The 25304-nt window shown below is 67.7% G+C and carries 33 protein-coding genes; 12 read left to right on the plus strand and 21 right to left on the minus strand.

Translation table 11 applies throughout. The features are described from left to right. Window positions 1-4: 4 nt before the first annotated feature. From HII36_RS05175 to HII36_RS05220, 10 genes are all read right to left on the minus strand, one after another. Complete coding sequence (locus HII36_RS05175; RefSeq protein ID WP_173521885.1) at window positions 5-718, minus strand: protein phosphatase 2C domain-containing protein; 714 nt, start codon at window positions 716-718, stop codon at window positions 5-7. Between the two features lie 11 nt (window positions 719-729). Beyond that, complete coding sequence (locus tag HII36_RS05180; protein WP_173521886.1) at window positions 730-1005, minus strand: hypothetical protein; 276 nt, start codon at window positions 1003-1005, stop codon at window positions 730-732. 13 nt (window positions 1006-1018) lie between these two features. Further along, window positions 1019-1444: a hypothetical protein gene (locus HII36_RS05185; protein ID WP_173521887.1), complete on the minus strand. Its 426-nt coding sequence runs from the start codon at window positions 1442-1444 to the stop codon at window positions 1019-1021. A 90-nt stretch (window positions 1445-1534) separates the two neighbouring features. Beyond that, window positions 1535-2032 carry a DUF6011 domain-containing protein gene (locus tag HII36_RS05190; RefSeq protein ID WP_173521888.1) on the minus strand — a complete coding sequence of 166 codons (498 nt, stop codon included), beginning with the start codon at window positions 2030-2032 and terminating at the stop codon, window positions 1535-1537. 560 nt (window positions 2033-2592) lie between these two features. Next, entirely contained in the window at window positions 2593-2913 is a 321-nt protein-coding gene (locus HII36_RS05195; RefSeq protein WP_173521889.1) for a hypothetical protein, read from the minus strand. 67 nt (window positions 2914-2980) lie between these two features. Continuing rightward, complete coding sequence (locus tag HII36_RS05200; protein ID WP_173521890.1) at window positions 2981-3238, minus strand: hypothetical protein; 258 nt, start codon at window positions 3236-3238, stop codon at window positions 2981-2983. Continuing rightward, window positions 3235-3807, minus strand: a complete 573-nt coding sequence (locus HII36_RS05205; RefSeq protein WP_173521891.1) for a hypothetical protein — start codon at window positions 3805-3807, stop codon at window positions 3235-3237. Before HII36_RS05205 ends, HII36_RS05200 begins: the two co-directional genes overlap by 4 nt. 71 nt (window positions 3808-3878) lie before the next feature. After that, window positions 3879-4493: a hypothetical protein gene (locus HII36_RS05210; RefSeq protein ID WP_173521892.1), complete on the minus strand. Its 615-nt coding sequence runs from the start codon at window positions 4491-4493 to the stop codon at window positions 3879-3881. 247 nt (window positions 4494-4740) lie between these two features. Beyond that, on the minus strand, window positions 4741-5094 hold the full coding sequence (locus HII36_RS05215; protein ID WP_173521871.1) for a hypothetical protein: 354 nt from the start codon (window positions 5092-5094) through the stop codon (window positions 4741-4743). Further along, window positions 5087-6166, minus strand: coding sequence for a hypothetical protein (locus HII36_RS05220; RefSeq protein WP_173521893.1), 1080 nt, complete (start codon window positions 6164-6166; stop codon window positions 5087-5089). Before HII36_RS05220 ends, HII36_RS05215 begins: the two co-directional genes overlap by 8 nt. A 533-nt stretch (window positions 6167-6699) precedes the next feature. Here HII36_RS05220 and HII36_RS05225 point away from each other — a divergent pair. Beyond that, window positions 6700-7992, plus strand: a complete 1293-nt coding sequence (locus HII36_RS05225) for a tyrosine-type recombinase/integrase (protein WP_173521894.1) — start codon at window positions 6700-6702, stop codon at window positions 7990-7992. A 229-nt stretch (window positions 7993-8221) separates the two neighbouring features. Here the strand turns inward: HII36_RS05225 and HII36_RS57745 are convergent, their stop codons facing one another. The 10 genes from HII36_RS57745 to HII36_RS05275 form a co-directional block, all read right to left on the minus strand. Beyond that, entirely contained in the window at window positions 8222-8440 is a 219-nt protein-coding gene (locus tag HII36_RS57745) for a helix-turn-helix transcriptional regulator (protein WP_217369193.1), read from the minus strand. 64 nt (window positions 8441-8504) lie between these two features. Continuing rightward, a complete protein-coding gene (locus HII36_RS05235) occupies window positions 8505-8813 on the minus strand; it encodes a hypothetical protein (protein WP_173521895.1) in 309 nt (102 codons plus the stop codon). Continuing rightward, on the minus strand, window positions 8810-10711 hold the full coding sequence (locus HII36_RS05240) for a hypothetical protein (RefSeq protein WP_173521896.1): 1902 nt from the start codon (window positions 10709-10711) through the stop codon (window positions 8810-8812). The genes HII36_RS05235 and HII36_RS05240 overlap by 4 nt, the downstream gene beginning before the upstream one ends. Before the next feature lie 40 nt (window positions 10712-10751). Next, window positions 10752-11612 carry a hypothetical protein gene (locus HII36_RS05245; protein WP_173521897.1) on the minus strand — a complete coding sequence of 287 codons (861 nt, stop codon included), beginning with the start codon at window positions 11610-11612 and terminating at the stop codon, window positions 10752-10754. Next, window positions 11609-12022, minus strand: a complete 414-nt coding sequence (locus HII36_RS05250) for a hypothetical protein (protein ID WP_173521898.1) — start codon at window positions 12020-12022, stop codon at window positions 11609-11611. The genes HII36_RS05245 and HII36_RS05250 overlap by 4 nt, the downstream gene beginning before the upstream one ends. Window positions 12023-12034: 12 nt before the next feature. Continuing rightward, complete coding sequence (locus tag HII36_RS05255) at window positions 12035-12475, minus strand: hypothetical protein (protein ID WP_173521899.1); 441 nt, start codon at window positions 12473-12475, stop codon at window positions 12035-12037. 2 nt (window positions 12476-12477) lie between these two features. Next, window positions 12478-12702: a hypothetical protein gene (locus tag HII36_RS05260; RefSeq protein ID WP_173521900.1), complete on the minus strand. Its 225-nt coding sequence runs from the start codon at window positions 12700-12702 to the stop codon at window positions 12478-12480. Between the two features lie 151 nt (window positions 12703-12853). Continuing rightward, window positions 12854-13291 (minus strand): hypothetical protein, encoded by a 438-nt coding sequence (locus HII36_RS05265; RefSeq protein ID WP_173521901.1) that lies wholly within the window; start codon window positions 13289-13291, stop codon window positions 12854-12856. Continuing rightward, window positions 13288-14949, minus strand: coding sequence for a hypothetical protein (locus HII36_RS05270; protein ID WP_173521902.1), 1662 nt, complete (start codon window positions 14947-14949; stop codon window positions 13288-13290). The genes HII36_RS05265 and HII36_RS05270 overlap by 4 nt, the downstream gene beginning before the upstream one ends. Further along, window positions 14946-15260: a WhiB family transcriptional regulator gene (locus HII36_RS05275; RefSeq protein WP_173521903.1), complete on the minus strand. Its 315-nt coding sequence runs from the start codon at window positions 15258-15260 to the stop codon at window positions 14946-14948. The genes HII36_RS05270 and HII36_RS05275 overlap by 4 nt, the downstream gene beginning before the upstream one ends. 177 nt (window positions 15261-15437) lie before the next feature. On the opposite strand from HII36_RS05275, the gene HII36_RS05280 reads away from it, so the two are divergent. The 3 genes from HII36_RS05280 to HII36_RS05290 all read left to right on the plus strand — a co-directional run bounded on the left by HII36_RS05280 (window position 15438) and on the right by HII36_RS05290 (window position 18570). Further along, the gene (locus HII36_RS05280; protein WP_173521904.1) at window positions 15438-16247 is read left to right on the plus strand and encodes a GntR family transcriptional regulator; all 810 of its coding nucleotides are present in this window, start codon (window positions 15438-15440) and stop codon (window positions 16245-16247) included. A gap of 56 nt (window positions 16248-16303) precedes the next feature. Continuing rightward, window positions 16304-17557, plus strand: coding sequence for a PIN-like domain-containing protein (locus HII36_RS05285; protein WP_173521905.1), 1254 nt, complete (start codon window positions 16304-16306; stop codon window positions 17555-17557). A gap of 167 nt (window positions 17558-17724) precedes the next feature. Next, a complete protein-coding gene (locus HII36_RS05290; RefSeq protein WP_328807595.1) occupies window positions 17725-18570 on the plus strand; it encodes an alpha/beta hydrolase in 846 nt (281 codons plus the stop codon). On the opposite strand, the gene HII36_RS05295 is transcribed toward HII36_RS05290, so the two are convergent. Continuing rightward, window positions 18547-19722, minus strand: a complete 1176-nt coding sequence (locus HII36_RS05295; protein ID WP_173521906.1) for a helix-turn-helix domain-containing protein — start codon at window positions 19720-19722, stop codon at window positions 18547-18549. The two genes, HII36_RS05290 and HII36_RS05295, sit on opposite strands and share 24 nt — an antisense overlap. Window positions 19723-20049: 327 nt before the next feature. Here HII36_RS05295 and HII36_RS05300 point away from each other — a divergent pair, with 327 nt between their 5' ends. The 8 genes from HII36_RS05300 to HII36_RS05335 all read left to right on the plus strand — a co-directional run bounded on the left by HII36_RS05300 (window position 20050) and on the right by HII36_RS05335 (window position 25303). Next, the gene (locus HII36_RS05300) at window positions 20050-20883 is read left to right on the plus strand and encodes an SAM-dependent methyltransferase (protein ID WP_236003219.1); all 834 of its coding nucleotides are present in this window, start codon (window positions 20050-20052) and stop codon (window positions 20881-20883) included. A gap of 200 nt (window positions 20884-21083) precedes the next feature. Beyond that, the gene (locus tag HII36_RS05305; protein WP_173521908.1) at window positions 21084-21389 is read left to right on the plus strand and encodes a hypothetical protein; all 306 of its coding nucleotides are present in this window, start codon (window positions 21084-21086) and stop codon (window positions 21387-21389) included. A gap of 6 nt (window positions 21390-21395) precedes the next feature. Beyond that, window positions 21396-21638, plus strand: a complete 243-nt coding sequence (locus HII36_RS05310; protein ID WP_173521909.1) for a hypothetical protein — start codon at window positions 21396-21398, stop codon at window positions 21636-21638. A 154-nt stretch (window positions 21639-21792) separates the two neighbouring features. Further along, entirely contained in the window at window positions 21793-22011 is a 219-nt protein-coding gene (locus HII36_RS05315) for a DUF397 domain-containing protein (protein WP_173521910.1), read from the plus strand. Window positions 22012-22091: 80 nt separating this feature from the next. Further along, window positions 22092-22496, plus strand: a complete 405-nt coding sequence (locus HII36_RS05320) for a hypothetical protein (RefSeq protein ID WP_173521911.1) — start codon at window positions 22092-22094, stop codon at window positions 22494-22496. 19 nt (window positions 22497-22515) lie between these two features. Then, window positions 22516-23526 (plus strand): thymidylate synthase, encoded by a 1011-nt coding sequence (locus HII36_RS05325; RefSeq protein ID WP_173521912.1) that lies wholly within the window; start codon window positions 22516-22518, stop codon window positions 23524-23526. After that, on the plus strand, window positions 23523-24038 hold the full coding sequence (locus tag HII36_RS05330) for a nucleoside-diphosphate kinase (protein WP_173521913.1): 516 nt from the start codon (window positions 23523-23525) through the stop codon (window positions 24036-24038). Before HII36_RS05325 ends, HII36_RS05330 begins: the two co-directional genes overlap by 4 nt. Then, a complete protein-coding gene (locus HII36_RS05335; protein WP_217369194.1) occupies window positions 24035-25303 on the plus strand; it encodes a hypothetical protein in 1269 nt (422 codons plus the stop codon). Before HII36_RS05330 ends, HII36_RS05335 begins: the two co-directional genes overlap by 4 nt. Window position 25304 lies beyond the last annotated feature (1 nt).

Consider the following 25304-nt stretch of genomic DNA (forward strand, 5'->3'; position numbering starts at 1 on the left):
CCTCCTAGCTGTCGCTCAGGTCGATGACGGCGACGGTGGTGTTGTCGCGGCCTCGGCCGCTGCGGGCCAGGTTGAGCAGCGACGCTGCGACGTACTCGCCGTCGAGGTCGAGCGCGGCCAAGCGCGCGAGGTCGTCGACCATCGCGTTCACGTGGTCGGCCCGCCCGCTGAGCGGCAGGTGCGCGGTCAGGCCGTCCGAGGCGAGGACGATGCGGGCGTAGTCGTCGGTGAGGGTGAAGGGCCGCCGGTGCGGCCAGGTCGTCCCTTCGTGTCTCTCCTCGACGTTGCAGGGGGTGCCGCAGGGGTGGCAGGACGGTGTGGTCAGGGGGACGACCGTGCCGTTCCGCATCACCGCCCAGGCGGGCGAGTCGCCGACCCAGGCGAGGTCGAGACCGCCGGGGGTGATCGCGGCGACGACCGCAGTGGTGATGCCTTCCTGGCCGGGCGGGGCCTCCTCGTTGCGCCGCTGCAGGTAGGTGCGGGCCGCGTGCAGCCCCTCCAAGCTGCTGTTGGTGGAGCCTGCGACGGCGGCGGCGATCTGCGCGCTGATCTGCGAGGCGTCGGCCGCGTCGGGGTCGTCGCCCGCGCCGTCGCACACCGCGACGGCCAACGCCCAGGAGCCGTTGAGCACGGCGACGTAGTCGGCCTGGTGGATGCGGCCGTTCTGGATGCTGTCGAAGAAGACGCGGGCGATGCCCGGCACGTACATCTGCTGCATGGGAGGTCCTTTCAGTTGTTCCAGCCGTGCTGAGGCAGGGTGTTGAGCAGGCCGATGATCCGGGAGGCGCCGCTGCCCTTTCGGTTGGTCCTGTTCGGCTGCCACGTCATGGAGATCCGCAGGGCGCGCCCCTTGTCGGCGGAGACGTCGAGCGTCCCGAAGTACCAACCGCGGCTGAGCCGGAGCTGGTAGATGCGCCGGTACGGCGTGTCCGGGATGGTGACGGTGAACCCGTCCGCCCGAAGCCGGTTGATGATCTGGAGAGCGGTTCGGTTCGGCTGCAGCATGAGGCTGGTCCTTTCAGATCTTGATGACGTTGTCCGCGCCGTGCTGCTCGCCCAGGCAGGGGCAATCGCAGACGGGGCCGCGGGCGGATCGGCAGCGGCCGTCGCACCGCTTGTCGGGGTTGGCGCCCTTGCTGGTGTCGAGCTGCCGCCAGCGGAACAGCACGTTGTGGTCGGGGCAGCGGGGCCGGTCGTCGGCGACCTGCCCGGTCCAGTGGCGGGGGTCGGTGTACAGGTGGTCGTAGACGTCGAAGAAGGACCACCAGCCGGGGTCCGCCATGCCGGAGTGCTTGGTGACCGGCTTGAGGTAGCTGCCGACGACCCGCTGCGCGCGGTCTCGGTCGTAGTGCCGGAAGGCGGGGGTGTCGGTCACGAAACGCTGCTTGCAGCCCTTGACCGGGCAGTTGCCGAACATGCGGGTGGTTTCGATCTCTTGCGTCAACGTTCCTCCTGAGGGGTGTCGGCCCCGCCGTTGCGGGGCCGACGTTTCGATTGCGGTTACGCTTTTAGCGGCTCTACCTGTGTTGTGTCGCTACTGGGCGGGGAAGTACCTCTTCTTGCACACCGGCCCGATGCCGTCGTGGACGGACTGGGCGTCGGTGAGCAGCCGGAAGCAGCAGCAGCAAATGCCGTACTGGTGGCCGAATCCGGTGGCGTCGTCGAGGGTGACCTTGTCGTCCGGGGTGAACTGGCCGGCCCGGTAGAACGAGGCGTATCGCTGAACCTTGCTGCCGACGACGCGGATCCGCTTGACGCGTAGCACGCCGGTGCGGGACTTCTTGATCTCGTAGATGTCGCCGTTCTTCTTGTAGACGCCGGGCTCGATGGTCACGGTCTCGACGGGCTTCGGCTTACGGGGCGCGCCGAGCAGGGCGCTGATCGCTTTCGACATGTTCGGGCCGGACGCCTTCCTGAGCAGGGCGATGACTTCGGGGGTGTACGGGTGGACCCGCTCCTCGACGAGGCGGTCGAACAATGCCCGCTGCCGGTCGGTCGCGGGCGCGTCGGTCTTCGTGGCGGTGGTGCTCATGGTGTCGGCCCTTCTGGAACGCAGACGACCCCGCGACCGTGGCGGTCGCGGGGTCGTTGCCGAGTTGTTTGGTTGCGCTGCCGCTTTCGGCGCGCTGTACTGGTCTTTTGTGGTGCTTCTCAACCACATTAGCACCTTGAGCGCACCGGTACGGATATGCAGGGTACCAGCGCGATCACGCAATATAACGATTAGATAACGAGCATGTGCGAGCTGCGAGCCACCCCACACCTCGGGCCAGCGGCCCGCAGGACGACCGAGCTAACGCCAACCCGCCATGCAGGAATAGCTGTGCTCCTCCGGCGGCGCGTCCCAACGCGCACCGCAGTCTCCGCACTCGTCGCCGATCTTGATGGGGAAGACGTCCTCGATGCTCTCCCCTGGCTCCATATCGTCACAAAACCGGCGATCCATGCATTTCACCCTTCTTCGGATAGCGGGCGAGTCGAGACCGCCCGGCAGGCGTTACCCTGAGATGCACTGGGGCCTCGTCGGCGACGAGGGCCAGACTTGTGGTGTTGGTGATGGCCGGGCCTGTGGCGGGCCCGGCCATCGGCGCTTCAGCCCTCGGGCAGGACACGCAGGGCGTTCGGGCTCACAGGCTCGACCCAGACGCCCGGAGGCAGCGGCACCGGCTCGTACACGGTCGGGTCCCCGTCCTCCGACACCCCGCCGCCGCTCGCCAAGTACGCCCAGTCGGATAGGCCGTGCCCCCAGACGATGACGCGGCCGCTGCCGCCGTCCCAGTCGGCGTGCATGACCTGCGGGGCGTAGTCGGGGTCTGCCCGGAAGTGGGCGCTGATCGCGTCGGCGATCTGCTGGGCGCTCTCGTCGGTGATCTCTGCGACGCCGGCCGGGGCCTGGTCGACGGCAACATGCATGATTCGTTCCTTTCGGTCGAGCTGGGGCCGCTCAGGCGACCCCAGCTCGTTGATTGCAGTTCCGCTTTTAGCCGGTTCGGCTGGCGAGCATCGCGTCGAACAGAGAGGTGTCGCTGGACATCGCCACGTAGATCGCCTCGTTGGCCATCTGACGACCCCACCCCTCCTCGACCAAGACCTTGGTCAGGGCTTCGCGGACGTCGCCATAGGCGCCACCGGCCTGGACGGCCAACCGCTGGTTGTCGGCGAGGTTGAGCAGGCGCAGCGTCTCCAGCAAGTGCTCGGCGATGCCGCGCGTGCTGGTGTCTCTCGTCGGCGGGGTCACAACTGGCCGTCCATGTACGCGATGGCCTCGGCAATGCCCTGTCCGGTCGTAAGCGCGCGGTCGATGGACTCGACCGCCAGCGAGTAGCCCACGGACTGGGTGCCGAGGAGCGTCACCAGCGCCTCACGGATCGCGGTGTAGGTGGTTCCGTAGTGCGGCCCGTACTCGACCCTGAGCGCGGCCGCCTTGCGCAGGCAGTGGAGCAGGTTGTCGGCGAGCGCGATCGGCGGCGCGGGCATCTCCGCGTCCTCGTCCAGCTCGCCGAACTCGTTGATGACGCGTTCAATGACCGTCATCTGGTCGCCGCCCGCGAGGTTGTCCAACGAGGTGTCGGCCAGGTACGGCGTGACGCCCTTGTTCCGGATGTACGCGCTGGACAGGGCCTCGAAGTGGAACGACGCCGTGTCCCGGACGCTGGCCAGGTTGTTCTCGTACTCCAGCGGCGCGGCGGCCGGCGTCAGCATGCGGGCGATCGTCGCGAGTATGTGCGTGGTGGTGCCGCCCGCGTTGCGGACCTCGGTGGCCGCGGCCTGCAGTTCGGTGCGGGTCCGGCGGGTGATCGTGTCCATGTGTTTCTCCTTGGAAATGCGTGGCCCCGCGACCGTGGCGGTCGCGGGGCCGGATTGGGTTGATGGGGTGGTCAGGACTTGGCGGACAGGTCGTACGCCGACAGCACTTCACCGGTTGCGGGGTGCATGAACGCCCAGCTCACGGTGTGGCCGGGGTGGTCGGCGGCCAGCTTCTTGATCTGATGCATGACCCGGAAGATCTGCGCCCCGGCGGACGGGACGAGCAGCGTCCGGCCTTCCTTCTGCACGAACTCGATCAGGTCGACGCGCTCGGTGTCGTCGGGCAAGGCCGGGGTGACGGTGACCCGCTGGTCTGCCGCGCCACCGTCTGAAAGCAGTTCCGCTAGTGGCGTGCCGCGCTCGTCGGTGTGGTCGCAGAACCGGCACGCGACGTACAGCGCAGAGGTGAGGACTCCGGCGACTGCGACATCGGGCAGGTCGTCGTAGGTGACGCCGTCCCAGATGTCGACCCCGAGGGGGGCGGTCTCGTCCATCGCGGCGGTGGCGGCGGCACCGAACACGCGGTCGTGAGCGCGTTCCAGGAGGTGGTCCCAGTTGCCGCTGCTGAACTCTGTGGCGTTGGCGGCGGCCGAGAAGACCAGCGCGTCGAGCATGTGACTCGTGGTGGCGCCTGCTCGTTGTGAGTCGAGGAGCATGGTGTACGGCGGGGGGATCGTGGCGGTCACGGCGTTCCTTCCGGCGTTTTGGCTGGTCAGCGGTGGTGCTTGTGGTGTTACGTCTTCGACGCTAGCACGTGCAGGGTACCGACACGTACATATGGGGTATCGGTGATCGCTTCGCTTATAACGATTTGGTCAACGCGTCAGACGCATCCTAAGCGGTCCGATGCTCGTGACGCGTCAGATGCACCAGACGCACACCGATAGCGCGTCTCCGTCCACCTCAGGGACGCACAGACCCATTCACGGACCTTCACTCACGCACGCCCCCGGCTTTACGTGGTACATCCGAATTGTCGTTTTGTCGGTCGGTCCGCTCCAGCCGTGCCCGCATCCGCGCCCGCGCCAACGCCACCCGCCGCCGCTCCGCCTCCTCATCCACCACCTCCCGCTCCGGCTCCGGCGACACCGCCTCCACCAGCCGAGGCAGCGCCGCCACCGCCTCCTCCGCCTGTTCGTCGACCCACTTCCACCACCACTCCCCCACCTCACGACCCGGCCGCGCCGACTCGAGCTCGCGAACACGCATCGCCCGAGCGGCCCCCGGCGACGACCGCGCCAGCAGCTTCCGCGCCCGCTCCGCATGATCGGCGTACGACTCACTCACGACCCAACCTCCGACGAAACTCCTCCTCCTGCGCCAGCCGCTTGGCTTCCAGCGCCGCGCGCGCAGCGAGGTAGGCCGTGCTCGGGCCGGACGCCGGGGCCTGCTCGACCATGGGCGGCGGGGCGAGCGCTTCCGCCCTGCTGAGCCGCTGTGGCAGCCCGATCGCCCCGCCAGCGCGACGAGCTCTCATGTCCTCGAACCGCTCCTGCAGCGCTGCCTGCTCGGCGCGGAGTTGGGCGGCCGCGGCCGCGAGCCGCTGCGACTTGCCGGGCAGGGGCCGGCCGCGCTCGTCGAGCCATGCCGACAGCCGGAACCGCACCCAGGCGGGGACGTTGCGGATCTGGTCGCGGCTGGTCCAGGTGTAGGTCCAGGCGGTCCCGTCCGGCTTGTGGTCCAGGGCGTGCAGCACGTCGGCGGACGTCCAGCCTGCAGCGATGAAGACCCTGGTCAAGTGCCGGATGTACCACGGGGACAGCCGTCGCAGCGTGGTGCTGGTGTCGTGGATCTTCTCGGCGACCTGCAAGGCCTGTCGTCGCTCGTGCTTGCGGGTCCCCGGCGTGGCGGTGACCTCGTTCGTCGTTGAGATTCGGTTCCAGCGGCGCGAAGTTGATCTTTCCTCGCGCGCGTGCGTAGGACCTTCCTGTACTCCCCTACGGGAAGTACAGGAGGGGGGTTCAGTTGTCGTTTTGTCGGTGTGCGCGTCGTGTTCGTCCAGCTCGGGGGCCGGGACGCACAGCACCCAGACAGCCGCCCGGTTCCCCATGCCGTCGTCGGTGAGCCCGCAGCGGTTGCCCCTGCGGTAGCGGTTGGTCGTGCCCTCCTCGACGACGCCGAGGAAGCCACGTTCGCGCAGCCACCGGATCCACCGCTTCACGGTGGACAGCGCTAAGTCGAGGTCGTCAGCGATGCGCTGCTCGGTGGGCCGGGTGGTCAGCGTGGTCCAGTCGGCCGCGTGCGCGAGCCGGGCCGCCACCTCGGTGAGGTTCCGGTAGGCGTGGCACTTCAGCGCGAGCGCGTCGGGGTGCTCCTTGACGGTGCGGAGGAAGTGGCGCTGCGAAGGTGCGCGGCGCATGCCCTGAGGGACGGCAGAAAGGATCGCCGTTCGCGATGGGATGAGCGAGGGGTCGGTGGCGTTCGGGTGCGGCGGCCGCGGGAGGTGCGGGCGCGCCGGAGCGAACGCTTGGCGAGGTGATATCTTCAGCTCCAAGGATCTAGGGGCACCAACCTGATCGGCCGGGCGACCAACCTGTGGGCCGGTCAGGGGTGCGGTGTCACTGGTGATGTGAAGGCGCTCTCCGCTTCGGCGGGGGGCGCCTTTTCGTTGTCCGGGCGGCTCCTGAGGGGTGGCGGGCCGGGCGGGGGCTCTCGCCGTGTTCCGGTGGTCTCGTGTGATACAAACAATACAACTCGACGCGTCCGACGCGTCAGACACACCATAGCGCGCTATGCGCGTCCACACGAGACGCGCGAGCAAAGATCATCAGCGCGGAAGGTGACCTTCAGAGCACGGCGGTTGGCGCGAGCGTGCGCGCTCGTCACCAGGCGAAACGCCGGGCCGGGGCCGCCCTCTGCGCGCCGGCCACAACCCCTCAGAGGAGAAGCACGATGGCTCGCGTCAAGGACCTGTGGTTCAAGACGGTGACGGACCGGGACGGCGTATCGAAGCGCGAACCGACCGCGCGGCACGGGAAGGGAAAGCGCTGGTTAGCGATCTGGACGAACCTCGAAGGCCGAGAGCAGTCGAAGGCGTTCGCCAAGAAGGCCGACGCCGAGAAGCACGGCTCGCTGATGGAAGCCGACAAGGCGCGGGGCAACTACATCGACCCCAACGGCGGCAAGACGCGCCTGATCCTCCTCGTCGAGGGCGTCGCAGACGACGACAGCAAGCAGGGTTGGCTCGCGTCACTCACTGCGGACCCGTCCACCCGGGAGATCTACGAGATCTACTGGCGAGTGCACGTCAAGCCCAAGTTCGGGCAGCGGGAGATCGGCTCAATCCGGCCGAGCGAGATCCGGACCTGGGTCAAGCAGCTTGAGAAGAAGTTGGCGAACAGCACGGCCAACCGCGTGCTCGCGTTCCTCGAACAGCTCCTGCAGAGCGCCGTGGACGATGACCTGATCGCCAAGAATCCGTGCGCGTCCAAGGTCGTCAAGAAGCCCAAGGCCGAGCCTCGGAAGGTGGTGCCGTGGTCGGTAGCACGTCTTCAGGCGGTGACGCAGGCGCTACCGCCCAGGTACCGGGTCCTGGCGATCCTGGGGTCCGGGCTGGGGCTCCGCCAGGGCGAGATCTTCGGCCTCTCCGTCGACGACGTGGACATGGACAAGGGCGTCGTCCACGTGCGGCAGCAGGTGAAGCTCGTGGACAAGAAGCAGTTGTTCGGCCTGGTCAAGCACGATCACGAGCGGACCGTCCCTCTGCCCGCGTCCGTCGCCGAGGCCGTGTCGGAGTACCTGGAGCAGTTCCCGGCCCGGGAGGTCACCTTGCCGTGGGAGGAGACGGACGGCGACCTGCTCACCCTGCGGTTGATCGTCACCAGCCGGGAGTCCAAGGCGCTGAACCGCAATTACATCAACACCTACGTCTGGAAGCCTGCGCTGGTGGCCGCGGGTGTGATCACGCAGGCCGATCTCGCTGTGAGGATCCCCGGCCGGCGCAATCAGAAGAACCGCAAGCACGGCATGCACATGCTGCGGCATCTCTACGCCAGCGTGCTGCTCGACGCTGGCGTGTCACCGAAGGCGCTGGCCGAATACCTCGGGCATCAGGATCCGGGCTACACGCTGCGGACCTACACGCATCTGATTCCGGGGACTGAAGGCCGGGCCGGGGCGGCGATCGACACGGCGTTCCGCCGTGAGGAGTTGGCATCCGGAACAGATCCGGAACAGCACTCTTGATGATCAAGGGATCGGCAGGTCACTGCGCCTGCTAGATCACACCTACGACGTGTGACGGCGGGGTTTTCCGGCCTCGGCGATCATGGCTGACATGGCTGCTGAGCTGGAAAAACGTTCTCGTCCTTGCTCGTTGTTTCCCGTCCCTTCTCGTTCTCTGACGGAACAGGATCGGAACAGAACGGCCCGGCATCGAATCTCGATGCCGGGCCATTTCTGCACGTGAGGGGGTTCAGGCAGCCCCCTGCTGCACATAGTGGGCGTCCTCCCATGCTCGCACGTCGGCCTCCCGGTACCGCGCGTGCTTGCCGACCCGGATGTACTTCGGACCCGTGCCGTCCGAGTTCATCTTGTAGATCGTCTTCTTCGGCACGCGGAATCGCGCCGCCAGATCGTCCGGAGTCAGGTGCACCTCTGCCATCGGCCCGCACTTCCCGTTGTTGCTCGCCACCACACCATTCCTACTCATTATGACGCACTTGACGCATCTGGATCAATCTGACGCGTCAGTCGTGTCACCACTGCTGACCGGCCCGCCGAGCTCTGCCGACCATCAGCACCGCGGCGGCCGACAGCACCAGCGCGCTGCCCCCGGTCACGCCCCACGTAGAGACCGCCAGTCCCCACAGCGCGACCGCAGTCAGCGAGATGCCGGCCGCCCCGGCCCCGTGCCGCTCCAGCTCCTCGAGGACAGCGCCGACCACGATGATGATCAGCGGCACCACGACCGCAAGCTCCAGGGTGCCGACCTGCGCCAGCGGCGCAGCCGCCCAGACGACCGCCAGCCACGCCGCCACCAACGAGACCCGGACCGCTCCCCTCATTTCGCCTCCAGACGCTCCATGATCTCCTCAGGAAGGGCGTACGCCTCGCCCCCGTCCTTGCCGACCAACCACACCCGCCCGTCCTGCACGAGCCGCTTGAGCTGCGCGTGGATCTCGCTCGGTGGAGCCGTCACCCGCCGCTTGAGCACGTGGTGCAGCAGCTCCCCCAGCTCCAGGGCGAGACCATCCGCTTCGGCGAGGACGTCGACGATCGCGGCCTTCACGTCACCCGGTGTCGACCGCGGCTCCTCCGCTACCGCCCGCTTGCCCGTGCGCGGCTCGCGCCCGTCCTTCTTGGCGCTGGTGTACTCCTCGATCCAGCCCATCGTCAGGTCGTCGATCCGGCCGGCCGCGGGCTGGCGAGAGATCAGCTTCGGCTTCTCGGTGTACAGCCACCGCATCAGCGCCGCCCGCCGGTCGATCCCGGACAGGTAGGCGAGGCCCTGCGTGAGCGTCCCGTTCTTGAACGTCGCCGGGAGCAGCGACGGGTCCTGCGGGAGGCCCATCTGGTAGGCGGCGCCGGGCGTCTGCGTCCGCAGCGCGCACGCGTTCTTGCGGAGCTGAGCCCGCAAGGTCACGCTCCCGCCCAGCTCGGTCATGTTCGGGTCCTGAGCGACCAGAACGATCCCGCCGCCGCCCTTGCGCCAGGTCTTCGCGCCGGACGCCAGCGTGGCCACGGCCTTCTTGCCGTGCACGTCGTGCGTCAGCAGCTCGGGTGCCTCCTCCAGGATGAAGAAGATGCCCGTCATGCCGCCGACGTCGGGGTCACCGGGCACGAGGTGCGTCTTGCCGATCCGCTCGTCGCCGTCCTCGTCCACCCACGGCAGGGACGCGAGGTGGCGAACGCGGCGGCGCATCACCCAGTGCCACAGGCCCAGCTCGTCCGCGCCGTCGTCCTCGCCGAGCGCGCAGCGGTGGGTGCGCCCGTTCCAGTCCGGCATGGAGCCGCCCTGCGGGTCGATCAGCACCGTGGCGAGCTTGTCGGACAGGTGCGCCAGGCCAAGCAGCGTCTCCACGCTGCGCGATTTGCCCGCTTCGGAGTCGCCGACGATGATGCCGTGCCGCATGCCGCCGGACTTCGTGAAGAACGCCCAGTGGGCCGGGGAGAGGTCGTAGAAGTAGCCGATGTGCGCGCGGCCGTCCTTGCCGATGCGGGGCTGCACGTCCTCGAACCGGCGGACCTGCGCCAGCGTGTCATCCTTCAGCAGGGTGAACAGGGCGCGGGAGTTGTCCCCTGAGGGCGACGGCTCCAGTACGGCAAGCTGCGTCGAGGTCTGAAAGGCCGAAGCGACCTTCCCCGCGGCCGCCATGATGTCCTTGGTCTCCTTGTCGCCCGGCACCGCGTGGATCTCCGCGCGGTACCCGGCGTCGATCCGCTTCGGCGTCGTCAGCGTCATGCCGTCCAGCGCCTTGCCCTTGGCGGCCAGGCGCTCGTTGAACCGGGCGATGATCCGCGCCACCTCCGGGTCGATCGCGACCTGCTCGACGGTGACCTGCGGCTCGTCCTCGAACGCCGTGCGACCGGGCAGGGGCAGGCGGCGGTGGCGCCGCCAGTGCAGCAGTGCGAACGTCAGCCAGCCGGCCACCCCGACCTGAACCACCAGCTTCGTGGGGCCGATGGGCGCGGCGGCGATGAGCCAGGCCGCGCCGAACACCGCGGCGGCGACGGTCTCGCGGGCCTGGACTGCCTTGCGGACCGGGACCACGGCCGTGGCCGCCGCGATGAGGACGGCCACGGCCGGGTGCACCGGCAGCAGGTGAAGCACTGCTAAAAGCGGAAGCGCAATCAGCCACGCGAACGGAGCGGCCATCGTCATGCGGTACCGCTGGCGGAACGCGACCCGCCGCACCGTGCGGGTGACCTCGTCGGTCGCCTTCTGCTTGCTGGCCTTGGACAACGGAAGCTCCTTCGCGTGATGTTGGGACGTACGGCCGGGCTCAGCCGCCCGCGTACGCATCCTTGTCGGCGGTGTTGTCCACGCCGCCGACCGCCGCGTGAGCCTCGGCCACGGTGCCCTGCTCGGCGGCGAGGTCGGCGATCCGCGCGTGCTGCGCGGCGAGCTGGTTCGCGGTCTCCTGCGCAGCCATCAGCTCCGTGATGAGCGCGCCACGGCCCATGTTCCTCTGCAGCAGGCCAGCCACCTGGCCGTCGATGGCTGCGGCGATCTGGGCCATGTCGGTGTTGGCGGTGTCGTGGTCGTGCTTGAGCTGGGCGAAGCTGACGAATTCGGCGTTCACGGTGGCTCCTTGGGTGGTGTCGTAGCTGGTCAGGTCGATGACGGGCTTGTTGGCGGGGTTCTGATCGGTAGCGGGCGGCAGCTCGGGTGTCTCCTCGGGCGTTTCCGCCTCAGGCGGCTGGGCTTCGGCTTCCTGCTCGCGTTCCTCGACCACCTCGGCTTCCTCGATCTCGCGGGTGGCCTGGTAATCGCGATATGCCTGGCGGGCACCCTCGGCCGTCTGGCGGCCGATGCGGACGGCACCGCCGAGGACCTTGAGCAGCCCGTACGTTCCACCCGCGACCACCGCGGCGGTGCCGCCGGTCACCGCGAACGCCCCGGACACCCACCAGCGGAGGTTCCGGGGCCCGGGCGGGTCACCGGACGCGGTCGGGCGGGTGAGGTACTTCTGCGTCTGGTGGTAGCGGGCCTGAGCAGCCGCGAACCCCTTGCGGAATTCGACGTCGGCCTGCGCCGCGCCGGCCCGGAGCCCGCCCAGGGTGGCGGCGCGGGCGTCGGGATGCTTCGCCAGCGCCGCAGTGATGAGCGCGGACAGGGCGAGGATCAGGAGGAAGGGGATCACTTGCGGCCTCCGTTGACGTCGGCGGTCATGGTGTCCTGCCAGATCTTCTTGACGTCGCGGCCGACGTCCGCGGTGTTGATGCCGAAGATGGAGATGGCACCGACGACCAGCAGCGTGGGGATGAACGGCGCGACGATCGCGGTCGGTCGGCCGACTTTGTTCTTCTTGCCCCACACGTCCGAAGCCCAGGTAGCCAGGCAGACGCCCAGCAGGATCGACGGGACGACGGGGTGCAGGCGGCCGGTCACAGTCCGGACGATGGCCTCGAAGAACGTGCCGATCAGGCCGACACCGCCCACGAGCATCAGCCAGGCCGTGAACGTCGGCCAGGCCTTCTTCCAGATGCACACGATGCCGAAGCTCAGCAGCACGGCGGTCGCGGAGCCGAGCCCGACGAGCAGGCTGTTCATGGAGGGGTCCTTTCAGGCGAAGAAGTGAAGGATCAGGTAGGCGACGATCGCTGCCGTGGTCAGCTCGGGGAGGAAGACCGTCATGGCGGGGATATAGAACGCCGTGTAGAGCAGCGCGCGGGCGAGCAGCAGCACCCGCCAGGCCCACACCAGCGCGCCGACGTCGGCAGGTAGCCAGGACGGGGACCACCGCTCCCGGACGAACGTGACCGGGCTGGCCAGGTAGGAGGGCCGCTCTCGGGCGATCCAGTCCGACAGCGGACCTTGGACGAACTCGACGAGCCGGTCCAGCCGCGACACGTCGGGCGTCGCGGGGAGTTGAGGCTGGTCCTCCCGCAGGGGCACGACTGTGGCGACCTGCTCAGCGGTGTCGCTGGCGGCCTTGGTCTCGTCCGGACTTGGCTGCTCCTTCGGCTGTTCGGGCTGGGCGTAGGGCGAGCGGATGCTGCGCATGGTCACCTCCTCTGGCGGTTGACGTCGTCGCCGCTGCGCCGCAGTTCGGCGGCGTAGAACGCGTAGAGCCGATCGCCCTCGGCCTCGTCGGCGTTGTGCTTGTCGGCGAGTTCGGCCGTGAGGTAGCGGATGGCCTCGTGGAACGCGGCTTTCGGGCTCTCCGCGCCCTTGATACGGGCGTGGAAGCGCATCTTGCGCCCCTCGCGGCGGGTCGGCCTGGTCGGCACGTGACTCCTCCCGAACGTCACGGACGGTTACATCTGGCGGGAGCGTGCTACGCTCTCGCGCACGTGCGCGCACGTACACCTGCGCGCGTTGGCCCCCTCGGCGGCGATTGTCTGCGGCGCTGATCAGCGTTCGACACCGCCTCGCGGGCGATCACGGCCGGTCACGGGCCAGCAGGTTGGCGATCACGGCGTCCCAGTCGATCAAGGCCATCTCCCCGCCCGTCGGCACCAGTTCGTCGAGCCTGTCCAGGTGCCCGGTCATCAGGGCGGCCGGGGTCCGGACCACGCCGAGCAGCAAGTCTCCTTGCGTGATGCCGAGCAGCGTGTGCTTGCCGTCCGATGACGGCTGGACCCGCAGGCCCGTGCGGTCCGGCTTCGACAGGCACTCGGCCAGCGCGGCCATGCCGTCCGCGAGGACGTGCCGGGGCGCGACCACTGGGGCCGACCAGTCCTCGATCTCCAGGTGGACGAAGTACGGGTCGGCCGCACGGTAGGTCATCCACCCGTTGTGGAACTCGTCGGTCGCCTCGTCCCACAGGGGGAGGTAGCAGGCGATCTCGGCCGTCTTGTCCGTCTCGTTTTCCGTCATCGGTCCGCTCCCTTGTCGTCGGTGGACGAGCCGTCCCCGTCCGCTTCGTCCGCGCCGGACGGTCCGCTGTCCGGCGCCTGCTCGGTCCGCGCGGACGAGCCGTTCTTGTCCGCGCCCTCCACGGCGGACGAACCGTCCGTCCGCAGCAGGTGCAGCAGCGCGCTGGCGCGCTGATTGCTGATCGTCCGTCCGCCTGCTTTCACGGCTGCCGCGAGCGAGTCGCGGGTGAGCCGGGTACCGCTCCGCTGGTGCTCGGCGAGGATCTGCCGTCCGAGCGGCAACACGTCGGCGAGGTCGTCCGCACCTGCGGTCCGCCCGCTCGTCCGCGACTTCCGTCCGCCGTTCGTCCGCGCGGACGGACGACGCCCGTCCGTCCGCTTCCTGCTCGGCCGTCCGCCCGGGCGGGGCTTGCCGTCCGCGTCGTCCGTCCGCTTCGGCTCGGGCTCGTCGTCCGTCGTCCGTCCGCCGTCCGTCCGCCCCTCGTCCGCCGCGCTCGTCCGCTCGTCCGTCCGCTTGCCGGTCGGGTTCTCGTCCGCCGCCCATCCGCGCTTGAGCACATCCCGCCACCGCACACGGCGCACCGGCTCGTCCGCCGTCCAGGCCTCGTCCGTCCGTCCGCCGTCCGCGCCGTCCGCGCCGTCCGCCCGCCGTTCGTCCGCCGGACGAAGCTCGCCCGTAGGCAGCGGACGGTACATCGGGAACATCCCGCCACCCACCCGGCTCACGAACCTGGCGATCGTCTGCTTGGCCGCCAGCGCGTCCGGGGACACGCCGTACAGTTCCTCCGACACGGCGGCGAGTTGCGTCAGCGCGAGCTCCAACTGAGTCCGCTGCGCGGCGACCACCGCCGACTGGGCTTCGTCCACAGTCCGCCACGTCGTGCGGACGGCGCGGCGCGTCCGTACGACCTCGACCGCGATGTGCGGCGACTGCACGCCCTCGCTCACCGCCCAGCGGAAGGCCGTGAACGTCTCCTTGGTGTGCAGCAGCCAGCGCAGCGCACTGAACTTGGGCGCCCTCGGGTCGATCAACCCGGCCTCGCGCAGGTCCTGGCGGTGCAGGTGGCGGGAGTGCATCGACCACAGCCACGGCGAGGCGAGCGAGCAGGCCGCGAACAGCTCGGGGTAGTCCTGCACGTGGGTGTAGGACAGGTACCCGGCGCCCGCGCCAATCGCGTAGGACCACATGCGGGTCGCCCAGGCCGCGTCACCCTCCCTCAGCGCCACGTGCGCGTGCCAGGAGACGTACACCGCGACCGACTCGACGATCCCGGCCGCGAGCAGGGCCCACAGCGTCGGCAGGCCGCGCTCCATGAACGACATCGCCTGGCCCGAGACTGCGACGAGGTTGACGCCCAGGTTCGTGGTGCTCATGACCAGCAGACGGCCGGCCGTCCGGGTCCGCTCGGACCAGACCTCGCGCCGCTTCCGCCACTTCGCGCGGGTGCGCTCAGCTTCGGCTTCGGCCTCGGCGACGATCCGAGTCTGCTCCTGCTCGGCCAGCTCACCCGCCCGCTCGGACAGGGCTGCGCGGTGCTCGGCCTCTTCAAGCTCGCGCTTGCGCCGGGCCGCTTCGCGAAGCTCCTCCTGCTCGATGCGGAACTGCTCCGCTTCGAGCCGGGCACGCTCACGATCGGGGCTGGGGGCAAGCAGTCTCACGCCGCCACCTCGTACGTGCCGATCCCGAGCCGGCGGCGCTGCGTCGGGGTGGTGCCGCCGATGATGCCCCAGTTGTCGAACGGCATCGTCCGCGCGCGGTTCAAGCACTCGCCGGCCAGGCCGGTGAAGGGGCAGCCTGCACAGAGCTGGCGGGCGTAGTCCTCGTCGTCGGACAGGCGGGCGTCGAGGGGGTACCAGTCGTCGGGGTCGGTGCCGGGCTGGCGGCACTTGGCCTTGCGGGTGAGGACGGCGTCGAGGTCAGGGGTGGATGTGACAACGCCAGCGGGCGATGCCACGATGTGGCTGGACATCGGGTCTCGTAGTCCTTTCGCAGAGGGAGAGACCTGGTGTTTAGGGCCCCGCCTGGAAGTGGAGTTCCGGGTGTGGGCCCGCGAAGACTTGTGGTGGGCGGCTTGCCGGTGGAGCGGTGGGCCGCTTTTTCGTGTCCTGCTACGCTGTGTTTACTAGTAAACAGAGTCGCACTGGCCATGCTGCATCACCCGACGATCACTGTCAAGCCCGCAGGTGAGCCGCACCCGCTTGCCGCTCGTAATACGATCAGCGCCAGCCAGAACAGCTCAGAGAAGGAGCCCAGAGTGCCCGTCGCGAGGTTTCCCGAGGTCCTAAACGACCTCCGGACCAAGATCCTCGACGGCACTTACCCCCCAGGCGAGCCGCTCCCCCACACCGAAGACCTGATGCAGAGCTACGACGTCAGCAGGCAAGTCATCACCAACGCGATGCGGGCCCTCAAGGAGGAGGGACTGGTCTGGCGCGTCGCCAACAAGGGCATGATCGTGCAACGACCGCCTGTCATCATCGAAATCCCCATGGCCGTCGAGCGGCGCAACGAGCCCATCGTGTTCATGAACGCATGCATGTCGGCGGGTACTACGGGTCACCTAATCGAACAGACTCCGCGAACCGTCCGCCCGCCCGAAGCGATCTTGGAGAGCCTACGCCTCGACCCCGATCACCCGGTGCTCTACATCGAGGGACATGGTGTTGTCGATGGCCAGGTCGTGTGCCTCGATCAGTGGTACCTCGCTACAGAGGAGCCTGAAGCCGAAGCGGCCAGCGCAGACCGGTCATCCGACGTGTTGGACATCCACACTCAGCTCCGCCAAGCGGAGCTGGACGAAGCGACAAGGCTCCGAGTCAGCCGAGGCAGCCCACTGCTCGACATCACGCGCATCACCTACGACTACACTGGCCAGCCTCTCCATCTACTGCGCCGCCTGATCAACCCGCAGCGGGTCCACGTCGTAGACCATCGGCTCCCTCCCACGTCACCCTGACCAATCAGCGTCATATACGACACAAAGTCGATCAATGCGCCTTACCCTGTTCTGCTATGAGTCAGGGAGCGAACACCCCCCCAAACAAGCCAGCCAGCAAGTCTCTCCGGGAGCTGTTCCCGGGGTTCTTCCCTCCGAGCGACGATTCGCTGCGCCTGTTCTTGACGGAGGGGCTGATCGTCTTCGACACCAACCCACTTCTGGACACCTACAAGCTGACCGGTGTGGCGCGAGCCGAGTTTCTCAACACGCTCCGCGTGCTGGGCGACCGGCTATGGATCCCACATCAGGTGGGACTTGAGTTTCTCCGGAACCGCAACACAGTCATTAGCCAGGGTACCGGTTTTCGCGATAAATTCCGAAGCGCAGCAAACGACCTACACAAGGTCGTACAGCAATTGAAGGAACATCGCGGCCTCAAAGACGAAGAGGTCAGCGACATCAAACAAGCGATCGACACTGCCATCACAGAAATCCTCGATACGCACTCCGACCTTTACGCCTTTGAAGTTGAGCCAGGAACAACAGTAGACAATGACCCGGTATTCAAGGAGATAGATCGGATCACGGCTGGCAAGATCGGACCGCCGCTCTCCAACCTGGACGAGGCCAAGAAAATCGGAGCCCAGCGGCTTAAGAACAAAGTGCCGCCCGGCTATAGCGACGTCCCCGACAAGGGCTCAGATGACGCCCTCGGTGACTACTTCGTCTGGGAACAGACTCTCATCGAGGCCACGCACCGCCAGCTACCTGTTCTGCTTGTCACCAACGACAGCAAAGAGGACTGGATTCGAAAGGAGGGCTCCTACAGGCGTGGTCCTCGGCCGGAGCTGGTGGAAGAGATGCTTACCAGGGCTGGGCAGCCTTTCCATCTAATGAACGTCAGATCCTTTCTTTTCCAAGTAGGGAAGCACCTACACACTCACATCAGCGACTCGACTATTAAACAGGCCGAGTCTGTCCAGAGGCAGGTGGAACTTTCCCCAAGTGCACGCTTCGAGCCCGTCTTCCTGGACAAAACCGGTCGCTCCTTCTCCCTCATAACGTTGTTCCCAGATTTGACCCCACGACAGTACGTCATGCTCAGACGCATCCTGCTCTCAGGCGAAACGGTGTCGACAGAAGACATATCAGATGTCATCGCTGTCCGAAGGGCTCTCAACGAACTACGCCACAAAGAGATGACCATCCGCATCAATCGTGACAAAAACCGATCTGGCGACCGAGCACTACTCGATGAATGGCGACAGGGGAAGCTGACCAATGAAATCTTCCTCGACGAGGACGAGAGCGGCAATCTGGAGGAATGACCCTTGCGCCTGGCATCCTTACATGCCAGGTAACGCCAACGGCGACATCGGCCAGTCAAGCCTCCGTGCCGTGAGCCAGCGCTACAGCGTGCCTGCTCTGAACAGGGCCATTGCCTGTGTCGTTGCGAACGCTTCCACCTGTCCGGTGCCGTGCCTATGCTCGATGAGTGACTTTGACGGAGCATGAGATCACCTTCCGTACGCTCGACGGCCAACAGCTCGCCGGAACGCTCGTCACACCAGATGAATCACCTGAGCACGCCGTCGTCCTGGTCCACGGCGGCGGCGTGACGCGTCACGAAAGCGGCTTCTTCACCCGGATAGCCCGCGGGCTGAGCGACCGCGGTCTGGCGTCCCTCCGATTCGACCTGCGCGGCCACGGCGAGAGCGAGGGCCGACAAGAAGAACTGACCCTCTCCACCATCCTCAACGACATCCGCGCCGCGCTGCAGCAGCTCCGCGAAACCACGGGAGCAGCCAGGCTGAGTCTGCTCGGCACAAGCTTCGGCGGCGGCATCTGCGGCTACTACGCTGCCCACCGACCTGACGAGGTGTCTCGGCTGGTGCTGTTCAACCCCCAGCTCGACTACAAGAAGCGCACCATCGACAGCCGCCCCTATTGGCATGACGACTACCTGGACGAAGACGTCGCCCGCCAACTCACCAAGCAGGGAGCCATCACCTTCACCCCCACCCTGAAGCACGGCCGCCCCATCCTCAACGAGGTCTTCTGGCTGCAGCCGCACACCATCCTCGGCTCGATCAAGGCTCCAACCCTCATCGTGCACGGCACCAAAGACACCCTCGTGCCGATCGAGTCCTCCCGCGCGGCCGTACCCCAGTTCACCGCCCCATGCGACCTCGTCGAGGTCGAAGGCGCACAGCACACCTTCGCTGTCCACGACGACCCGCAGTACCACAACCCCCAGAGCCAGGCATGGCAGGCATCCGTGATCGAGACGGTCGCCGGCTGGCTGCGAGACGGTCGCCTACGCGACAGGACGATCAGCTAGGAACTCCTGCAAGGCGCGCACTTGCGGCCGGCGCCGCCAACGATCCATCGACTGCAGCATCTCGCCCAGAACGGTGACCGTCCGCCGCGAGCGTGTGGCACGGGCTACACGGGCCGCCTCAAGGCCCACGCTTGCCGCCTGATCCGGTTCGCCGATCAACGCCAACGCGGCTGCGTGACGGGCCTGGAAGTAGCCAACGTCGCGGTAGGACAGGCTGCCACCGGCGATGATCGACTGAAGTATCTCGGCCGCCCTGGCGGGCTTACCCGCCTCGGTGAAGCACGCACTACTGCGCAGCAGCAGCACGCGCTCTGTGAAGGAACTCCCGAGCGCATTGGGGTCCCCAGCGGACACCTCTGGCAGCAGCTCGCGCGCCTCGTCTAGTTTCCGCTCTACGTCACTTACAGGTTCGCCGACCATGGCCAGACCCAACGCCTGTTGCTGCAGAATCTCCGCGCGCACCCCTGGAGGGAACCGCCCGCTGCTGTAGCCGGCCGCATCAGCCAGGGTCAGCGCCTTCAAGGCATCCTGCCGGTCATATGCGAGCTGGGACTTCCGCAGCAGCACATAGCCCTGCATGGGACCGTCATCCGCCTCTTGCGCCCATTCGATTGCCCGGTCGTACCAGTACGTCGCTGTCGCGAGATCACGCAGGTCGCGGTACAGCCAGCCGACGAATTCGGCGCCCTCGGCCCCCACGACCAGCAGTTGCCGCCGCACCTCCGGTTTCACTTCTCGGACAGCATGCTGCACAGCCCCAAGCACAGCCTGAACCTTCGGCAGCGCCACTGTCGAGCCAAGGGTTCCGTCATCCGCCTTGCTCGCTTCGAGCTGGGCGCGAAGCTCATCCACAATGGTCCCGTCGACATAGCGACGAGGATCAGTCAGGATCGCCTCAACCGGCGGCAGCGCATCCATACTCGCCGCTGGCCAGACGACGGCGCGCTGCCCGCGATCGGCGAGGGACACGAGTTCACCATTCGCCCCGAGTGCCTTATCGAGCGCCGTCGCGACAGGAGCGGTCGGCTGGCGGCGCCCGTTTTCAAGATCCGCAATGTGGGTCTTGCTGCAGTTGGACAAGTCGGACACCCTGCGGAGCGACATATCACCACGTAGCCGTCGCAGTGCCTCACCGAACGTTTCCATTCCCATGCGGCTCCTGTCGTGTCCGCACACGGTGTCCGCAACTTTGCGGACGCCCTGCGGACAGTCCACCCCTCGACCCTGACTGGCGGTGTCAACAACGCTACTCTCGCGGGCTTTCGCTTTCGATGCCCGCTCAAATGGGCGGCCCCGGCCCCGGTGCGTGAACACCGGGGAGCTCCGGGGCCTAGATCAGGAATCGAGGTCCTGACCCGTGGCAAATCGTAAGGCCATCAGGATTCGCAGACACGCGGATCGCCCGCACTGGTCACCGTGCCGCCGACTGCGCAGAAGCACGTGTCCGCTCGACGAGAGCACGACAGACCGGAGATCCGCATGAGCGAGATCCTTCCGCCAGCGCCTGGTGGCACCTTCAACCCGTGCCAGGCCGCACCAGCTCGAACGTATGCCGTGCTACGAGGAGCCGACAAAGACGGGCTGCCGCCCGATCGTGATGCCAGCCAGTCGCTCAAGAAGACGCTGGGCGCGGTGGATGAGGTCGTGCAAGAGAACGCGGCCGCGCTGGTGCGCGCAATCCGCCACTACGCGCGAGAGGGACACACCCAGTTCGCCGACCTCGGCTGCGGCCGCCCCCTGCAAGGCATGGACAAGCTCAGGCTGCCCGACCTCGCCGACGTCGCCGCCCAGGCCCAGCCCGACCGGCTCTGGGTCGCCCTCGACTCCGACGTGCAGGTGATCACCGCCTGCCGAGCGCTGCTCACCGGTCCTGGCGTGAATGTCGTCCAAGAGGACCTGCGCCGGTCAGCGAAGGTCCTCGACGCGCTCTCCCGCCACCTCGACATGACCCGGCCGGTCGTCGTCATCCTCGGCGCGGCGCTGCACTTCCTCGACGACCAGGACGCCAAGCACCTGATGATCGCCTTGCGCGCCCGACTCCCCCAGGGCAGCCTCGTGATCATCACGCACGTCCACCACGCAAGGCTCTCACCCGAACGGATCGCCGCAGGCCAGGCCGAGTACGAGCGGAAGCACGGCGTCAAGATCTACGTCCGCAGCCGAGACGAGATCGCCGCGCTGGCCTGCGATTTCACCTTGCAGGAGCCGGGCGTGGTCCGCACGATCGACTTCCGTCCCGACCAGGAAGGGCCTGGCCCGGTCCAGGACGCGCCGCACTTCCTCATGCTGGCGGCCAAGCGACCTGCGGTGTGACAGATCATGGCGCGGCAGCAGCCCACCCCGGCGAGGTGTATCCGCCATACGCCTCAGTGCCGCGCCTGCTGCGGTCGGCCGGGATCGGGCCCCCGCCGCACCGCACCGCCGGGCGCAGGACGGAGCCGCCCATGCTCCCTGCTGCGCCCGGCCCCCGACCTCTTCCGCATCCACCTCTACGCATCACCCGGAGGAACCCCGTGGCCACCGCCAACGCGACCGCCGACGAACTCGCCGACGCCGCGGCTCAGGCATACATCCGACAGCACCAGGGGCGCATGCCCGACTGGCTGCTCACCTACAGCCCCTCCCGGCGCAGCCTCATCGCCTACTACCGCGGGTACTGCCCCCCGCCGGGCATCCAGGTCGAAGCCGAGTACCCAGACGAGCTCCCGCGCCTCCTGCACGAAGCCGTGCAGCCGCTCTGGCAGTCACACGGCGCGCCGACGCTGGCAGGCAGAAGACCCGACCCGTGCTCCGGCAATCGAGCGGCGCCGAAGGGGTGAACGCGCGTGAACGAGACAGGGCTGGCACACAAGCGGCTCTCGGCGCTGCGTCACACCTTCCCCGCGTTCGACATCGCCCGCGGCCGGGACGAAACCGGCCAAGAGTGGTGGATCGCCCGGCTCCGACGCGAAGCCACCGAACGCATGCAAGCCGCCGGGGTGATCGCCGTCGTCCAGCGAAGGGACTACGCCTCGCTGGCGTCCTCGCTGGCGTGTCAGGCGGCCATCCTGCACCACTTCCGCGCCTGACCCACCACCCACAGCTCCCCGGCGGCCGTTGTCACAGGCGGCCGGCGGGAGAGGTGCCCATCCCCATCGGAACGGCACCCATCCCAGGACGTCACCCGCGGCCTGGGCTCCCACGCCCCGGACCGCCTCCCGGGGCAGACGAAAGGAGAAACGCATGATGGCCAACGACCTGTACAACCGGCCGATCGACGAACAGGGCTTCCGCCGACTGTGCGGCGGCAACGACGGCGAGGAGGGCGAATCCTGCGTCGAGATCGCCCCGCTCGTGGGCATCGATGACGCATTCGCCCTGCGTGACTCCAAGCACCCGGAAGCCGGGACGCTCCGCTTCCACGGGTCCGAGCTCCGCGCGGCCGGCATCACCACCATCTAGGCACCACCGATGACGAGCGGCCCCCGCCTGAAGAAGGCAGGCAGGGGCCGCCCCCAGCAACACTACGGGAGCAGCAAACCATGCACTGGCACGCCTACCAGTGGACCGGCGCAGGCGCCGACCGGGCCAACGAGGCAGAACGTCGCACCACCTCAGCGGATTTCCCCGCCTCGCCGTTGCCGCCCATGCGGACCGGCGACTGGCTGGCCAAGCCCCCCACGCGCATCGCTGGCACCTTCACCGACGTCGCCCCAGCCGTGGAGTGGCTGGAGGCCAAGTACGACGCAGCCCGCTCCGCCCTGCTCACCCCGGAACGCATTCCGCTGTCCGACCGGCTGGCCAACGCCCGCGATCTGCTGCCACGCGGGGTGGACGTGCAGTGGGGCGAATGGCTGAGCGGCGGCCGGTTCATCACGCTCGGCATGGTCTGCTGCCCGAACCGACACACCCCGCATTCCTGCCCCACCAGCGGCCGAACAGGATGACCGGAGATGGAGAACTGACGTGACACCTGAGACCGCAGAAACCTTCCACGAGGCGTACCCGCGCGTGCTGGACCAGGTCACGACGTGCCCGGAGTACCGCATCTCCACGCGCGGCAACACGTCGCTGGAACTGCTGGACGTCTCCTTCCGGGTTGCCGACCCGATCCAGCGGCTGCCGTACCTGGTCAGCCGACCCATCAACCTGGCCTACAACTGGGCCGAGGTGGTGTGGTACTGGTTCGGCCGCGACGACCTCGACATGATCGGCTACTACGCGCCGCAGATGGCTCAGAACAGCCACGACGGGCGCACGCTCACCGGCACCGCCTACGGGCCGCCGCTGTTCAACGAGGGTCCGGACGGCCGCTCGCAGTGGCAGCGCGTGTTGGATCTGCTGGTCAAGGACAACGACAGCAAACGCGCCGTGCTGACGATCTTCCGCCCGGAGGAACTGGCCGTCGACAGCAACCCGGATGTGTCTTGCACCATCGCCGCCCAATTCTTCCTGCGGGAGAACGGGCTGAACCTGACGTGCTACATGCGCGGCAACGACGCGTTCATGGGACTGCCCAGCGACTTCTTCTCCTTCACCGTGCTGCAGGAACTGGCCGCTCGCCTGATCGGCGTCCCGGTCGGCTACTACACCCACCATGTCGGGTCGATGCATGTCAACATGCCCAACCGGCCCAAGGTGCGCAAGATCCTCGCAGAGATCAGCGGCGAGGACTACCGGCCGCCGGCCTTCCGCTTTCCGATCATGCCGGTCGATTCGTGCATCAGCTCGTTGCGGCTGCTCGTGCGGGAGGAGGAGCGGCTGCGCACCGACACCCACCGGCACACCGTACGAAGCGTCGCCGAGACCGGGCTGCACCCCTACTGGCAGCAGGTGTTGCTCATCTGGGAGGTGTACCGGCAGATCATCCACACCGAATGCGCCGTCAGCGGCGAGGTGCTGTCCGCGCTGGATCCGGGCTACCGGTGGCTGATCGGCCGCCGCTGGCCGGCCCGCATGCCCGAGGCGGCGGTATGACACCGCCACGGGACGGCTGGGAACGCTGGACGATCATCTTGTGCAAGCCGGACGCCACCCACCGTGGCCTCGTGCTGCCCATCCTGGAATGGATCGAGGGCAGCGTGGACATCGTCAAGGCGCGCGAGGTCGTCGTCACCGAACAGCAGATCCTCGCCCACTACGCCGACATGCTCACGCTGCAGCACCGCTTCAGCTTCGACGTCCGCGCCGACTTGATCAGCCACTACGTCGGCAGCACGGTCACCGTCGCGCTCGGCCACGGCGACAGCGACGACACCGCCCAGCGGGTGCGTGACCTGCTCGGCCACTACGACCCGTCCCGCGCCCCGTCGTACACCATCCGCGGCCACTACGGCATCGACAGCGCCGAGCGGGCAACCGCGGAGGGCCGATTCATTCACAACCTGGTCCACTCCAGCGACCACGCCAAGGACGCCGAAGCCGATTTCATGATCTGGTTCGGCGACCCCTACCGGCACATCCTCACCCAGGAGGCCCGAGCACGATGACCCGGCATCCCGCCCACCTTGGCGACACCATCCCCACCGGGCCGGCGCATCTGCGGCTGATACCCACCAGCGAGCAGACGCAGCTCGACCCGTACATGGCGCAGATCGTCACCAACCGCAAGTCCGGGATCAGCCTCAACCACATCATCGGCTGCCCGCTCGACTGCGGCTACTGCGTGCGCCACTTCTGGGGCAACTTCGAGCAGAAGATCCCCCAACTGCTCGTCCCCACCGATGAGGCGGTCCGGCTGCTGGTCAACCATCCCGAGTTCCTGGACCACACCACACCGATCCAACTCTTCAACAAGGCGACCGACCCGTTCCTGCCGGGCGTCAAACCCCACACCTTCGCCGTCTTGGAGGACCTCGATCGGCAAGGCCTGACCAACCTGGTGCTGATCATCACCCGCTTCCACGTCACCCAGGCCGACATGGACCGGCTGGAAAGCCTGCACTACGTCCGGCCGACGCTGCTGATCACCTACTCCGGCATCCGGGACGACCGGGTGGAGCCGATCGGCAAGTCCACCACCACCGTCGACTCCATCATCACCGCGGCCCGCCACAGCGAGCGGACGAAGGTGATCCTTTACTGGCGGCCGATCGTGCCCGGCTGGAACGACGACTGCGCCTCGATGGCGCACGTGCTCGGCGTCGCCGCCGACGCCGGCGTGGACGCGCTCGTGTTCACCGGCTACTACCACAAGGAGGAGAACGCCACCTACCTGCGGGAGATGGGCGTGCCCGTGCCGTACGGCGACGACTGGCAGCGCCGCAAGATGCTGCCCGCCGACCTGGACGCCCGCGTCGTCGAGGCATGGCGCGACTCCGGCATCAGCGTGCCACTGTTCCGCAAGACGTCCTGCGGCGTCACCGCGTCCTGGCAGCTCCCCGACTACAACGGCCACCTGGGCGTGCCCGAGCTGTGCGACATCTGCCCGCCCGAGCAGGTCGCCCGCTGTGCCGAAGCGCTCAAGGCCCCCACCGACGAGCAGGTGCGGGACGCGCTCGACCTGTTCGACTTCGACCCGGACACGCCGTTCCTCATCGAGCACGGGCACGTCCTGACCGCCAAGCTCGGCGAGCAGCGCCGATACGCCCTGCAGCACCTGTTCGGCTACCAGTTCTGGGAGGTCGAACACCCGCACGTGCACGCCGCACACGGCCGGGCTCTGCAAGGCTACGAACTGACCCCGGCCGAGCAGGAAGCGCTCGACGGAGCACGCGAACGCCTCGCGGCCGCCGCCCGCCACGAAGACGACTGAC

The sequence above is a fragment of the Nonomuraea antri genome (genome assembly GCF_013283785.1).
GTDB lineage: Bacteria > Actinomycetota > Actinomycetes > Streptosporangiales > Streptosporangiaceae > Nonomuraea > Nonomuraea antri.